General features: G+C 56.8%; 13 protein-coding genes. 3 read left to right on the top strand and 10 right to left on the bottom strand.

From position 1 onward, the window contains the following. Positions 1-29: 29 nt before the first annotated feature. Entirely contained in the window at positions 30-935 is a 906-nt protein-coding gene (locus KIF87_RS07245; protein ID WP_213328425.1) for a LysR substrate-binding domain-containing protein, read from the top strand. Positions 936-982: 47 nt separating this feature from the next. Here the strand turns inward: KIF87_RS07245 and cobO are convergent, their stop codons facing one another. From cobO to glmS, 10 genes are all read right to left on the bottom strand, one after another. Beyond that, the gene (cobO, locus tag KIF87_RS07240; protein ID WP_213328344.1) at positions 983-1585 is read right to left on the bottom strand and encodes a cob(I)yrinic acid a,c-diamide adenosyltransferase; all 603 of its coding nucleotides are present in this window, start codon (positions 1583-1585) and stop codon (positions 983-985) included. 9 nt (positions 1586-1594) lie between these two features. After that, positions 1595-3247, bottom strand: a complete 1653-nt coding sequence (locus KIF87_RS07235) for a class I fumarate hydratase (RefSeq protein WP_213328343.1) — start codon at positions 3245-3247, stop codon at positions 1595-1597. Between the two features lie 82 nt (positions 3248-3329). Then, positions 3330-4331 (bottom strand): glutaminase A, encoded by a 1002-nt coding sequence (glsA, locus tag KIF87_RS07230; RefSeq protein ID WP_213328342.1) that lies wholly within the window; start codon positions 4329-4331, stop codon positions 3330-3332. A 53-nt stretch (positions 4332-4384) separates the two neighbouring features. After that, the gene (locus KIF87_RS07225) at positions 4385-5677 is read right to left on the bottom strand and encodes a dicarboxylate/amino acid:cation symporter (RefSeq protein WP_213328341.1); all 1293 of its coding nucleotides are present in this window, start codon (positions 5675-5677) and stop codon (positions 4385-4387) included. A 165-nt stretch (positions 5678-5842) separates the two neighbouring features. After that, a complete protein-coding gene (locus KIF87_RS07220; protein ID WP_121425786.1) occupies positions 5843-6160 on the bottom strand; it encodes a DUF4387 domain-containing protein in 318 nt (105 codons plus the stop codon). Further along, complete coding sequence (locus KIF87_RS07215; RefSeq protein ID WP_213328340.1) at positions 6157-7527, bottom strand: acyclic terpene utilization AtuA family protein; 1371 nt, start codon at positions 7525-7527, stop codon at positions 6157-6159. Before KIF87_RS07215 ends, KIF87_RS07220 begins: the two co-directional genes overlap by 4 nt. A 3-nt stretch (positions 7528-7530) precedes the next feature. Further along, complete coding sequence (locus KIF87_RS07210) at positions 7531-8772, bottom strand: methylaspartate ammonia-lyase (RefSeq protein ID WP_213328339.1); 1242 nt, start codon at positions 8770-8772, stop codon at positions 7531-7533. After that, complete coding sequence (locus KIF87_RS07205; RefSeq protein ID WP_028019186.1) at positions 8772-10217, bottom strand: methylaspartate mutase subunit E; 1446 nt, start codon at positions 10215-10217, stop codon at positions 8772-8774. Before KIF87_RS07205 ends, KIF87_RS07210 begins: the two co-directional genes overlap by 1 nt. A gap of 18 nt (positions 10218-10235) precedes the next feature. Next, positions 10236-11624 (bottom strand): methylaspartate mutase accessory protein GlmL, encoded by a 1389-nt coding sequence (glmL, locus tag KIF87_RS07200; RefSeq protein WP_213328338.1) that lies wholly within the window; start codon positions 11622-11624, stop codon positions 10236-10238. Then, a complete protein-coding gene (gene glmS / locus KIF87_RS07195) occupies positions 11624-12073 on the bottom strand; it encodes a methylaspartate mutase subunit S (protein ID WP_121425791.1) in 450 nt (149 codons plus the stop codon). The genes glmL and glmS overlap by 1 nt, the downstream gene beginning before the upstream one ends. Before the next feature lie 518 nt (positions 12074-12591). On the opposite strand from glmS, the gene cobA reads away from it, so the two are divergent. Beyond that, positions 12592-13362 carry a uroporphyrinogen-III C-methyltransferase gene (cobA, locus tag KIF87_RS07190; RefSeq protein ID WP_213328337.1) on the top strand — a complete coding sequence of 257 codons (771 nt, stop codon included), beginning with the start codon at positions 12592-12594 and terminating at the stop codon, positions 13360-13362. Positions 13363-13399: 37 nt separating this feature from the next. Then, positions 13400-14470, top strand: coding sequence for a threonine-phosphate decarboxylase CobD (cobD, locus tag KIF87_RS07185; RefSeq protein WP_213328336.1), 1071 nt, complete (start codon positions 13400-13402; stop codon positions 14468-14470). The last annotated feature ends 3 nt before the right edge of the window (positions 14471-14473 follow it).

Here is a 14473-nt window from a genome sequence, read left to right as displayed (position 1 = left end):
ACTGTTACCCACCATGAATGGAAGACATGATGAGAGGAAAAATCCCCAAGAGCGAGCTGCTGGTGACGTTCGAAGTTGTGGCGCGTCACGAAAGCTATACCCGCGCCGCAGAAGAGCTGGCGTTAACGCAGAGTGCAGTGTTCAGACAGGTGACGGCCCTGGAGGAGTTTTTACACACCTCATTATTCAATCATGCCAAAAAGCGGATTTTTCTGAATGCAGCGGGAAAGCATTATCTGAATATCGTCAAAGAGACGCTTAATAAGCTGGAACGCGATACAAATATGATAATGTCCTGGCAGCCTGCCGTTCAGGTTGTGGAGTTGGCGGTAAATCCCACCTTCAGTACGCATTGGCTGATCCCTAATTTATGGGAGTTTAATAAATTAAATCCTGATATTATTGTTAACATTCACTCGCTGGCCAATATCGGCGATTTTTTAAATCGTGAATACGATGCGGCTATTATGCGCGCCGATTTTTGTCCCCCGTGGTCGGAAGTCGATTATTTATTTGAAGAGGAGATCCTGCCGGTCTGCAGCCGAAGCTTGCTCCCCAGCGCGGAGCAGAAGCTGGGGGTGGAGGAGCTGCTAAGGGAGTTTCCGCTGTTACACCAAAGCACTCGCATCAATGGCTGGCAGGAGTGGTTTGCGCTGTCCGGTACCACCAGCCCGGACGTGAACCTTGGCCCGCGCTTTGACCTCCTCTCAATGCTGATTGCCGCAGTACGATCGAATCTTGGGGTCGCGCTGCTTCCCCGCTTCGCCATCCAGCATGACCTGGACTGCGGCGAGATGGTTATCCCCTGCGATGTTCCTATCCGCACCGGCAACCGCTTCATCATGACGTGGCGGGAGGAAAAGGCTCAGTCCCTGCCGTTACAGACCTTCCGCGAGTGGCTATTACAAAAATCAGTGGTCTCGCCGGTAGAGTAATAACACCGGATGGCGGCAGCGCGGCGCGCCATCCGGTACAGACACGCTTACCAGTCAATGCCCTCCTGCGCCTGAATACCGCTGTCAAATGCGTGTTTTACCGGACGCATTTCGCTAACCGTGTCGGCAAGCGCCAGTAACTGCGAGTGGCAGCCGCGCCCGGTGACGATCACGGTCTGCTGCACCGGACGGTTCTCAACCGCCGCGATCACCTCCTGGGTATCCAGATAGTGATACGCCAGCATATAGGTGAGCTCATCCAGAACCACCAGGTCGTAGCTCGGGTCAGCCAGCATGCGTTTGCTCTCCTGCCACACCGCCGTTGCGGCCTGAATATCCGTCTCCCGGTTTTGTGTCTCCCAGGTAAAGCCGGTGCCCATAATGTGAAACTCGACGCCGAGCGGATGCAGGGTGTTGTATTCACCATTATCCCACTGGCCTTTAATAAACTGCGCGACGCCAACGGTTTTACCGTGGCCGACGGCACGCGTCGCCGTGCCGAAGGCGGCGGTGGACTTGCCTTTTCCGTTGCCGGTGAAGACGATCAGAATGCCTCTCTTCTCTGTTGCCGCCGCCACGCGGATATCAACCTGCTCTTTGCGCTTTTGCTGTCGTTGGCGGTGTTTGTCTGCGTTAGCTCGCGCTTCCATAGTCGCTCCTTAATGTCCGGCAGGGCAGGATGCGCAGCGATGCTGCTGCTCAAACTGGCTGAAGAAATTATTCCCTTTGTCGTCCACCAGCACAAAGGCGGGCAGATTTTCGACCTCCATCATCCACACCGCCTCCATGCCCAGTTCGGGATACTCAAGGCAGCGCAGGCTTTTCACATACTGCTGCGCCAGCAGCGCCGCCGCACCGCCGATGCTGCCGAGGTTGAAGCCGCCGTGCTTATGGCAGGCATCGGTGACCTGCTGGCTGCGGTTGCCTTTGGAAAGCATGATCAGGCTTCCGCCCGCGGCCTGGAAAGCATCGACGTAGCCGTCCATGCGCCCGCCGGTGGTTGGACCGAGGGAGCCGCAGGCCTGATTCTCCGGCGTTTTCGCCGGACCGGCGTAATAGACGATATGGTTTTTCATGTACTCCGGCATCGGTTCACCGTTATCCAGCCGCGCTTTGATTTTTGCGTGGACAATATCGCGGGCGACCACGATCGGGCCGCTTAACGACAGCCGGGTGCCGATCGGCAGGGCGGACATATCGCGCAGGATCTCGCGCAGCGGGCGGTTCAGGTTGATCTGTACGGCTCGGGCGTCGTTTGCATCACGGCTGGCCTCCGGGATATATTTCCCTGGGTTATGCTCCAGCTTCTCCAGCCAGATACCGTGCCTGTTGATTTTCGCTTTGATATTGCGGTCGGCTGAGCAGGAGAGCGCCATGGCGACAGGGCAGGAGCCGCCGTGACGCGGCAGGCGGATGACGCGAATATCGTGCGCGAAGTACTTGCCGCCGAACTGGGCGCCGATGCCGAATTCGCGGCTGGCGTTGAGCAGCGTGGCTTCCAGCGCCGTATCGCGGAACGCCTGGCCCAGCTCGTTCCCGCTGGTGGGCAGGTTGTCATAATATTTTGTGGAGGCCAGCTTCGCCACCTTCAGCGCCTGGTCGGCAGAGAGGCCGCCGACCACAAAGGCAATGTGATACGGTGGACAGGCCGCCGTACCGAGCGACTTCATCTTCTCGATCAGGAACGCGGTAAGTTTATCCGGCTGCAGAATAGATTTCGTTTCCTGGAACAGCGCGGCTTTGTTAGCCGATCCGCCGCCTTTATTGACAAACAGGAAGCGATATTCGCTCCCCGGCGTGGCGCTGATGTCTATCTGCGCCGGCAGGTTGGTTTGGGTGTTGACCTCGGTGTACATGTCCAGCGGTGCGTTTTGCGAGTAGCGCAGGTTACACTCGCTAAAGGTGGCGTAAATCCCCCTGCTCAGCGCTTCGGCGTCATCCCCGCCGGTCCAGACGTGCTGGCCTTTGCTCGCCACAACGGTGGCCGTGCCGGTATCCTGACAGTTTGGCAGGACGCCTTTTGCCGATACTTCGGCGTTGCGCAGCAGCTGCAGGGCGACATATTTATCGTTACTGCTGGCCTGCGGGTCGTGCAGGATGCTGGCTATCTGCGTTAAATGTCCGGCGCGCAGGAAAAATGAGGCTTCATAAAAGGCCTGCTGGGCCAGCAGGGTCAATGCCTCAGGCGCCACCTTAATGACCTCCTCGCCCTCTAGCTCCGTCACCGTAACGTGCTGCGTGCTGAGGAGTTCATATTCCGTCGTATCGTTACTCTGAACAAACAGGTCCTGCCAGACAAATGGTTTAGACATAGTACTTCTCACTTTGTGGTTGTTTTTGCCGGGCGCTGGCGCAGCTGCCGCGCCCGGCTGACAAAATCACAGGCTATTAGGATCAATGGGCTAAAAAGAGGTTGGCCTGCGTCGCCCCGGCGACATACGCAATCGTCTGCTGGGCGCGAACGCTATTCCCGGCGGCGTCCAGCGGCGGCGAGTAGACCGCGATGGCGTATTGACCGGGCACGATGGCAACCATGCCGCCGCCGACGCCGCTCTTCGCCGGGATCCCAACGGTGTACAGCCATTTGCCGCTGCCGTCGTACAGCCCGGCAATCGCCATTTCCGCCAGAACCTGCGGCACGTAGCGTTCATTCAGCAGCTGCTTACCGTTGAAAGGCGATTTGCCCTTGTTCGCCAGCACCGCGCCCATTTTGGCGAGCTGCTCAACGGTGATGTCTACGGAACACTGGCGGGTGTAGATTTCAACAGCTTCCCGGGTATCGCCATAAAAGCTGTTGTAGGACGCCATCAGCATCGCCAGCGCCTGGTTATGCTGATTGGTCTCCATTTCTGATTTGAACACCGGCTCGTTGACGGTCAGCGAGGCATCGGCCCACGCGTTCAGGTTATTGAGGATCGTGTTCCAGCGGTCGGTCTTATCTTTCGCCTCAATCAGGCTTACCGTGCTCATCGCCCCCGCGTTCACCAGCGGGTTTTCCGGCGCACCTTTGGTCAGCTCAATGGCTAAGCCGGAGTTGAAGGGCAGACCGGTTGCGCTGGCGCCGAGTTTATCCAGCACCTCCTGCGGACCGCGCTGCTCCATCGCCAGCGCCAGGGTGAAAACTTTGCTCAGCGACTCCATTGGAAACGCTTTTTTCACGTCGCCAACCTGGTAAATGTTGCCGTCGACCGTGGCGAGAGTGATGGCGAAATTGTCGGGGCTATAGGTCGCCAGGGCAGGGATGTAGTCGGCGACCTTCCCCTCATGATTACCTTTGAATTTTTGGTGAGCCTGCTCAAGCAGCTGCGCGTAGTCCGGCGCGGGTTGCGCCAGCGCGGCGGCGCTAAACAACAGGCTCACGGATAAGAGGCTGACGCCGAAAATGTTTATCTTCATGGGGCTATCCTGTCATCGGAAGACGAAAGGCCAACGACGGTTGGCCTTTGTAATCAATACATGGCGATTTCAGTTTCTGAAGCGGTGCTCTCTTTGGCCGGAACCTTGCCGCGGCAGCCGACGCCGAAGTGCTCGCCTTCCCAGCGACCGACGATAGCGGCACCCATCGCGTTACTCATTACATTGGTGGCGGAGCGGCCCATGTCGAGGAACGGATCGACGCCCATCAGCAGAATCAGGCCCGCTTCCGGAATGTTGAACTGGTTGAGCGTGGCGGCAATAACCACCATCGATGCGCGCGGCACGCCCGCCATTCCTTTAGAGGTCAGCATCAGGATCAGCAGCATGGTGATCTGCTCGCCAATGCTCAGCTCGATGTTGCACGCCTGGGCGATAAACACGGTCGCAAACGAGCAGTAGGCCATTGAGCCGACCAGGTTAAAGGAGTAGCCGATGGGCAGGACAAAGCTGGCAATTCTTGAGGAGACGCCGAATTTTTCCAGTTTGTTAAGCGTGCCCGGGAAAGCCGCTTCTGAACTTGAGGTCGTAAAGGCCAGCAGCGCAGGTTCGAAAATCGCTTTTGTCAGACGACTGATGCACGGACCGACAATCAGCGTGGAGAGGCCAATCAGAATCGCCCAAAGCAGGCCGAGCGTCATGTAGAACTCGCCCATGAAAATACCGGCGCTGACCATCACGCCCAGACCCCGTTCGGCAATCAGCCCGGAGATCGCGGCAAAGACGGTCAGCGGTGCAAACAGCATGACGTAGCCCGTCAGCTTCAGCATCACGTGCACCAGAGAGTCGAGCACCTTAATGATGGGTTCGGCTTTCTCGCCAATGGCCGCCAGGCTGCAGCCGAGGAAAATCGAGAACACCACGATTTGCAAAATCTCGTTGCGGGCCATGGCATCAACGATGCTGGTCGGTACCGCGTGAGAGATAAACACTTTCAGCGTGAACGGCTCGGACTGAACGGCCGCAACGGCCCCGGCGTCATGGGGAACAAAGTTAATGCCTGCGCCAGGCTGGAAGATGTTGACGATAACCAGCCCCAGCGCGATGGACAGCAGCGAGGCGCAAATAAAGAGGAAAAAGGTTTTGGAGAATATACGCCCAAGCGTTTTAGCATCACCCATTTTGGCTATGCCAACCACCAGGGTGGAAATCACCAGCGGGGCGATAATCATTTTCACCATGCGTAAGAATATGGTGGTGAAAATAGAAATATCCTGTGCGTACGATTTTGCTGTATCTGCTGATGCCATATTATTAATGACCACCCCGGCTATCATGCCGAGTATCAAACCTAATATGATCATTTTCGTTAAGCTTATTTTTTTCATGTTTACTCCATCGGATAAAGGTTGGTTAATGTGTAGGGTCGCGTGCGCCTGAGCCCTGGCGAACCGCTCAGACGCACGTTTGTTGTGACCAACCGCATGAATTATCTGGAATACAGTGATACAGCAAATATCTATATCCCAATGGACGTTGTTGTATTTGTAGTGTTACAGATCGAACTCGATACTTAATAACGGTGCATGCTGCTGGGCACCATAGACATCATTGTCGCCGACGTTGCCGGAGATAATATCGCGAGGCATGACGATTTTGACCGCATTGGCCGGGTCGAACCAGATAATGCGATGAATAAAGTCAGGCTTAACGTTATATAAACGGGCAATAAGCTGCGGCGTTAATTGCTCCGAGGCTTTTACCCGCTGATAGTCTTCACGCGTTTTAAATAAAATATCCAGAACCAGCTCATACGGTCCGGCGTTTTTAGAACGAATGACCTGCGCCAGTGAGCAAATACCGTGTTTCATAGCTGAACTCCTTCTGGCGTGACCTGCTCGAGGTGGAAATCAAAACGCAGCGCGTCGCTCGCTTCGATCAGGTGGTAGATTGAGAACTCATACACCGGGCCGCTCTGAATGTCGGAAGGGGAGAACGGGAACGCGAGGTTGCCCGCCGTTGCGATCCGGTTTTCATAGCCGTAGTGCAGCAGGGTAGAGCGCACCAGCGAACAGACGCTGTTGGCGATATCCTGGGTGGGGGCTACGACATCCAGCAAAATCCCCAGCTCGTGCCCGGCGGACTGCATCGGCTCATGGTTGCCCATCACGCCATTCTTTCCGTACAGGTGGAACGTCATGCGGATGCTGTCGTCATTCAGCGAGAGGTTGCGCTTCACGCTGGCCTGCACTTCTTCGAGGATATTATCGATCCCGGCAATCATGATCGGGTCGCGCGTACCGGCAATGGTCAGGCAGCGGAAGCCGACCCGGCGGGCGCCTTCCAGCTTCAGCGCATACGGCGTTTCTTCGTGGCGGGAACCGCTGACGTACACTTCGCCCTCGTTGACCGCTTTGAAGCTGCACCCTTTCAGGTTCAGCACGCCGCCCGGCCCCGGCAGGAAGTACGGGTCGGATTTCTCATACAGAGTGTGCGCCGCGGCCGACGTTTCGGTGAATTTACGCTTCGGATTAAACGTTTTCAGCGTAAAGCCGTTATCGTCAATGATGCCCATCGCGCAGTCGGAGCCGGACCCCGGCGTAGCGGCAATCGCCGCGCACTCCAGGATCTTACCGCAGTGCAGCGCCAGGCCTTCATCGAAGCCCTGCATGATGGGCAGCGCGGCAAAGCAGGCCGGATCGTACGCTCGTCCGCCCAGCACCACCTGCGCCCCGGCCGCCAGCGCCCGCTGGAAAGGTTCGATACCCATCTGCGCCACGATATAGGTGCTCTCTTCGATGGCCTCGTGGGTCAGCGCCGGGACGAAATCCAGGGCGGTGATTTTCCCGTTATCCAGCGCCTGATGCACGGTGGCTTTATCAACATCCGACGGGATCAGCGCCATAGAGAACGAGAGCTTCTCTTCCTGAGCAATCTCAAGGATTATCTGTCGGCACCACTCCAGATGCGGCGCGGCGCCGGACCCACCGGCGGTACCGATCACCACCGGAATGTTGTGCTTAACGCCGGCCACGATCATATAGCGCAGATCGCGTTTTACCCCCGCCCGGTCGGTGAAAGGCTTACCTGCCCCCAGGTAGTGGGGGCCAGGGTCGGAAGAGCCCGCGTCGACAGCAATAAGATCCGGCGACGCTTCCATGGCCTTACGAAAGCTCTCTTCCGGGAAGCCATAGCCCAGGATAGCCGTTGGCGATAAGATCTTAAATGTACGTGCCATCTGTTAATCCTTAGTCTGCAACAGTGCGATGGTGCGGTTCATTTCGTTAAACACGATATTAAGACCTTCATCGAAGCCCATGCCCGGTTTGATCAGCATGCGCATCGGGCGAGCGGCGAGGGCCACGTGCACGCAGGTGCGGGCGCTGATTTCCGTCTCGTTACAGGTCCCGCCCTGATAGGCTTCCATGCCGTGTTTGTTGCAATACAGCACCGCATCAACGATGTTGTGAATACCGCCCAGATCCGGGGTTTTAATCTGCACCATGTGGCAGCTTCCCGCATCGGTGAAGTCCACAATGTCCTGATAGGTGTTACACCACTCATCGGCAACGATTTTCACGCCGGAACCCAGACGCATCAGCTCGTGGGTGATGGCGGTCAGCAGGCGGATCTGATCCGGCTTGTTGCCCGCATCCACCGGCCCCTCGATGTACAGCGGCAGGCCCTGGGCCTCTTTTTCGAGGCTGGCGATATAGGCGGCGCAGCGTACCGGGTCCATATCGAAAATCAAACCGATGGTGCCGTACACGTCGATGTGCAGCGTCGGGCGATAGCGCGGGCTGGTGCGCAGGCTTAAGATGCGGTCGGATAACCAGCGCACATACTCACGCAGTTTTTCCCCCTTCAGGCCCAGCTTCTCCTCCACGTTGTTGATAAGCGCGTGCGGCAGCACGTCAACGCCTTTGAGGATCATCTTGTCGACGGCGATATAGCGGTCGTCGCCGCTCTGCCCAAATAACGGAATGGCCTCCGGGACGCACGGCAGCTGCCATTCATCACACACCACTTCCGTTTTCAGACGGCCGGTCGCCAGCGCCGCCGCGTCGAGCAGCGCCTGCGACAGGCCATAGCGTACGGCGGTATGCAGCAGATGGCCGTCTATACGCAGTTCGTCAAAGAAGCGGGCGTTCGTCAGGAACCGGTCAACCTCACGGCCTTCCAGCAGCGGCTTGATGTGATCGTTGAGGAACGGAATGAAGTGTTCAGCCAGGAACAGCGGATCGCGACCGCCCGCGCCTGAATATTGCACGGCTGCACAATCGCCCACCGCCACCGCGCCGTTTTCCAGAATCAGCTGTACGGAGACGCATTCACCCGCCTGACGAACGGACGTAAACCCGGGCGTTACCGGATTGCCGGTATAGATGAACCCGTCATGCCCAGCACCGTTTTTGATGGCCTGCTGATCGTCGAAATAGAATGAGGAGTAGCCTGCGGTGAAAAGGGCCTGCTTAATTTTCATTATGGTCTTCCTATTAATTTACTGTGGGATACCGCGTTGATGTCATCAACAACCATCTGGAATGAGGGTTTACGGCCTTCAAAACGCGCGCGCTCGGCGACGTAATCGTGATGCAGGGCGAGAATATCTTTCGGCAGCGGAACCGCACCGGCTTCCAGCACGCGAATGGCGCCGGCGTTATCACGAACCGGCAGGATTTTGCCCGCGTTGCAGGAGGCGGGGGCGAACGGTACGTCCAGCACGCCGGCTTCAAACGCCAGCACCGTCCCGCGCGCGACGTCGCCGTTGCCCAGCTCGAAGACTTTCTTCAGCACGGCGCGGACTTCGCTCTTAATGAGCTCGACTTCCTGCTCGACGGCGGCGCACGGCGGGAATTTCTGATCGCTGACCATGTTGAGCATCTGACGCGAGGCCTTCAGCCCCTGGGCATTTGCGGCGGCGGTCGGAATGCCGAACGCTTCGTGCGGGCTCTTGGTGATCACTTTGGTCGCCCCGGACATACCGGCAACCGCTGCGCCCCAGGAGATAATGGCAAACGCTTTCGACTCATCTTCCGGGAAGCCGCCCATCCACTGGTGGAAGACGGTACTCAGCTCGTAATCGTCAAAGCCGTGGTTATGGAAATATTCGTGGGACAGCTCGCGCAGGGCCTGAATCGCGGCGATATCCTGCGTCAGGCTACCGACCTGGCCGTAGCCAACGGTAATTGACTTCACGCCCTGTTCCAGCGCCAGCAGGCCTTCGATAATCGCCACCGAGTGGGACACAAACGGCGGGATCAGGGTGCCGGTCAGCGGGCCAAACGGTTCACGGTTAATGCGAATGCCGTTCTCTTCGTACAGGCCCATCAGGCGGTCGCAGTACTGCCAGTCGCGGATGGATTTTTCCAGAGTGACGCGCTTAGCGTACGGAATGTTGTAGGAGATACCGCCGCCCTCATAGCTGGTAAAGCCGCTGGCCATCGCGATCTCCGCCAGCAGGCGCGCATCCGGCGTGCCGTGACGTACCTGAATCGGTTTCTCCAGCGCTTCCGTCATGCGGCGGCAGGCGGCGACGCCGTGGTTGACGACCGGTAAGCCGTTAAGCTTGGAGGTGCCCGCTTCGATGGATTTTTGGATCCCTACCGCCGCCTCTTCATAGCGATTCAGACGGGTATAGGCATCGATGGTGCTGGGCAGCAAATCACAATCTTCCTGCAGCGTTTTGAGCAGGGCGATATGTTCATCCATCAGCGCTACGCCTGCGCGCGGCTGGCTCAGGGTTTTACCTTCCTGGTCCGCCTTCAGCAGGGCGTGAGAAAAGCGTTTTTGTTCAGGAATGGTTTGCTGGTACTTCACGCCATCTTCGAAGTTCTCAACGTCCTTGCCGGTGTGCCAGGTCTGCAAGACCTGTTGCCGCTCAGTCATGAATTCGTCATGGGTTAGCTTTTTATTTCGAAGTTCCATTCGTTGCTGCCTTAGGTTTTATAGGGTTAAACAATGAATACTGGTGCGAGCCGCCGCCTGCGGGTCCAGCCTGGCAACGTTCGCCAGCAGAGGAAGCAGACCTTTTGCATCGCGGTAATAGTCAAACTGCCCGGGTAAAAGCACGCGCCTGCTGCTGTCGTCCAGCTCGCGGTACTTCAGCCAGCGGTGAATATCGAACTGGCTGGCGCGGGAGAGCCATCCCCCGGAGCCCACCACCTTGCGCACGGTGGTCAGATCGCGCCCCATCTGCAAATCGACGTTGCCTACGCAGGTGCAGACCTGTTTTTTGGTGCCGGCATGGCGCTCGCTGGCGTACCCCACGCACAGCCCGGCCAGCAGCGTGTCGAAATGCTTTTCTTCTTCGGTAACAGGGAGATAGTCCGGATGCGCGACCAGATGGCGCAGATAGCCATAAAACGCGTCCCTGCGCTGGGGCTGATGGGCAAACACCGCGTTCACCAGTTCCTGCGTACTTTCGCCGACCACCACCGCCGAGACGCGCATGCCGAGGTCGCCCTCTACGGTGCGTTTCACAAACGGCTCGGGCACGCCGTGCAGAACGGTATCCGGGGAGAGCATATTGGCGCTGGCGGAGTAGACGTCGGTGGTGGCACCGCCCATGTCGATCAGCATGAATTCTTTCCACGCGCTGTCGACATCGCTGATCGCCTTCACCAGCTCGTAGACGGTCCACGGCGTGGGCATCGGCTCTTCGCCGGTTTCCCCGACGATAACGTCCAGTCCTTTCCCCTTCACGATGCGGGAGAGAAAAACATCGCAGATGGCTTTGCGGGCGGCATAGGGATTCGGGTGATCGAGGTCAGGCAAAACGTTGTCGACCACGATCAGATCCTTGTGACCAAGAATGGCCTGCACGTCGTCCTGAATATCGCGATTTCCCGCGTAGATAATGGCGCAATCCAGGTTTGACGCTGCCAGCGCGCGGGCATTGGCCAGTCCGTGGCTCTCTTCGCCGCCGTCCGTACCGCCCGTGAACAGCAGAATGTCCGGCGGGGAGTCCTCCAGAGCCTGGATATCGTGACGGTTCAGCTTGTAGGAGTAGTACTGGGCGATTTTGGCGCCCGCTGAATGGGCGGTGACTTTGGCTGATTCCAGGGTTATCGACGGCACCAGACCCATTGCGGCAACGGCGAGCCCGCCTTTTGCCGACGACGAGTATTTCAGCGTAACGTCCCCGCTGTTAAGCAGCGGTCGCGCATCGGCAACGTTTAGCACCTGGTTCAGGCTGGTAAAGAAGCCCTCCGCCAGATGGTGGGTCGTCGTCGGGGTCAGAACGTGGTTGACCAGCGTTAGCGCATCACCCTCCGGCGTGAAGAGCGCGGCTTTGGTCCACGTCGAGCCAATGTCGACTGAGACGATTTGCATCAGAAGCCCTCTTCAAGACAGAGCTCTTCAACGCGCTGACGCTGCTGTATATCGTTCGCCATCAGCTGACAGACGTCTTCCAGGTCGTGGCTCGGGGCGAACACGCGGTTGAAACCCATCTCTTTGAATTTGGCTTCGACATCGGCGAAGTCGTGCTTGCCTACGACCAGATTACCGCCAACATAAAGCAGAATGTCGCCGATACCGCGTTCGATGCAGCGCTCGCGCAGCCCCAGGCAGTCGATGTCGCCATGGCCGTAGATGGATGAAACGACAATAGCATCAGCACCCGTTTCGATGGCCGCATCAATATATTCATCCTGGCTCACCATCACGCCAAGATTGATGACGTGAAAATCATGGGAAGTAAAAACGCGGTCCAGAACTTTATTGCCTACCGCATGGCAGTCAGCACCAATGACGCCAATAACAAGTGTTGATTTCTTCATGGGTAATCCTCTGTAGGGCTGATAGTGAAAATAAAAAGGGTATTAAAAACGGTTAATGTACATTGGGTCGGTCAATGGTGTTGGAGTGTGTTTTGAAGACGAAAGGGAAGCAATTGATCTATTTTCAAAAAATCCTTCCAAAAATGACGATGGTAATGGCGTAACATTTAAAAGTGTTTTATATCAATTGGTTGTGAGCTATTCATTTTAGGCTTGATATTTATCTGTAAACGTCGCTGACAAAACCATTGTAATATTTGTGATCGCGCGCCTGTTTTATTGTTGATAGTGGTTAATATGTTTTTTTAAGCATAATGACCAAAGCAATAATGGCGTAATGGCAGAGGAAAGGCGGTATTCACTGTTTTATTGATATTGGTCATAAACGCCATTCGTAAAATTAAGAAAGAGTGATAAATACATCAAATTTTTGACGCGTGGAGGGGATGTATAATTCAGCGCTAATTTTAATTATCCGCTTTCTTGCGTCTTAAAATATTTAATCTGAGGATATAACGATGAGTAAAGGGAAGGTTTGGCTTGTAGGGGCAGGGCCTGGCGATGCGTCTTTAATTACGGTAAAAGGTCTGCACTGTATCCGCCATGCGGAGGTGATTGTTCACGATCGCCTGGTTAACCCTGAACTACTGGCCCAGGCTCCGGCAGGCTGTCTGATTATTGATGTCGGTAAAACCCCAAGCCATCATCCGGTCCCTCAGGAACAAATCAATGCCCTGCTGGTCAAGCATGTCGGGGAAGGGCGACAGGTGGTGCGTCTGAAAGGCGGAGACCCCTACGTTTTTGGCCGCGGGGGCGAAGAGGCCGAGCAGCTGGCGAAAGACGGCCTGACGTTCGAAATTGTGCCGGGGATCAGTTCCGCGATTGGCGGACTGGCCTATGCCGGGATCCCGGTCACGCACCGTCATTACGCCTCCAGCTTTCATATTGTGACCGGCCATATGTGCCAGGGAAACGACCCGCAAAACTGGCATGCTCTGGCGCAAATCAACGGAACGCTGATCGTTCTGATGGGTATGACCCGGCTGGCGGAAATCTGCCAGCAGCTTATCGAGGGAGGCATGTCCGCCGGGACGCCGGTGGCGGTGGTGATGTATGCCAGCCAGCCTCGTCAGCAGATCGCCAAAGGCACGCTGACCGATATCCACCTCGAGGTTGAACGTCAAAAACTGCATGCTCCGGCGCTTATCGTCATCGGTGAGGTCGTCAACCTGCAGGAGATACTGGCGTTTACCGCATCACATCTCGCGCTGAATCAGGTTGTGGTCTGATGTTATCCTGACATTTTGAAATGGACGAGTGAAACGAATGAGTGAGCATGGTGGTAACGTTCTGGAAACGGGGCTGCAGTTGGGGATCGATCCCGAGCTGCTGTTGGACTTTAGCGCGAACATCAATCCGCTAGGGCTGCCCGAGCGCGTCAGGTCGCTCATTGTGTCCCATCTGGATATCATCATGCAGTACCCGGACGTTGAATACCGCCATCTTCATCAGGCGCTGGCCAGCGCCAGCCGGTGTGACTATGACCAGACGATTGCCGGGAATGGCGAAACGGAGCTGATCTACGGCCTGGTGCGAACGCTTGCCCCTCGCCGGGCGATGCTGCTGGTGCCGGGGTTTGCCGAATATCGCCGGGCATTACAGCAGCAGGGTTGCGAGATAATCGACTATGCGCTGAGCGAGCAGAACGGGTTCCAGGTGGATGCTTCTTTACTGGACGCCGTTGGCGCGCACAGGCCCGATTGCCTGTTCATCGCGACGCCAAACAACCCTACCGGACTCATGCCTGATGCCGATCTTCTCGACCGGCTGGCCTCGCTGTGCGAAGCGCTGCAGATTGCGCTGATTGTGGATGAAGCGTTCATCGATTTTCTGCCGCAGGGCTCCACGCTGGCACCGCGGCTGGCGGAGTCACGCTATCTTTATCTGCTGCGTTCCCTGACCAAGTTTTTTGCTATTCCCGGGCTGCGCCTCGGGTATCTGCTGAGCGGAAATACGCAAACTATTCGCCAGCTGAAACGCACCCGCGAGCCCTGGTCCGTGAATGCCTTCTCGGCGCTTGTGGGGCAACATTTGCTGCTGGATGAGGACTATATTGCGCGCAGCCACGCCTTTATCGCCCGGGAGCGGGATTTCCTGTGGCAGGCGATGACGCGCTTTTCCTCGCTGGCGGTCTGGGAGCCGCAGGCCAACTTTATTTTCTTCCGCTGCCTGCGTCAGGGTTTCGACCTGAAGGCGGCGCTGCTCGGCCATCACATCCTTATTCGCCACTGCGAAAACTATCCGGGGCTCGATGGCGACTACTACCGGATTGCCGTGCGTACCGAAGCGGAGAACCGCCGGTTTATTGACGCGCTGACTCACGTTTTACAAGGCTAGGGC

Origin of the sequence: Enterobacter sp. 120016, assembly GCF_018383635.1 — a bacterium.
Lineage (GTDB): Bacteria > Pseudomonadota > Gammaproteobacteria > Enterobacterales > Enterobacteriaceae > Enterobacter > Enterobacter asburiae_D.
Note: the sequence above shows the minus strand (reverse complement) of the source record. Positions and strands in the feature narration are given on the sequence as shown.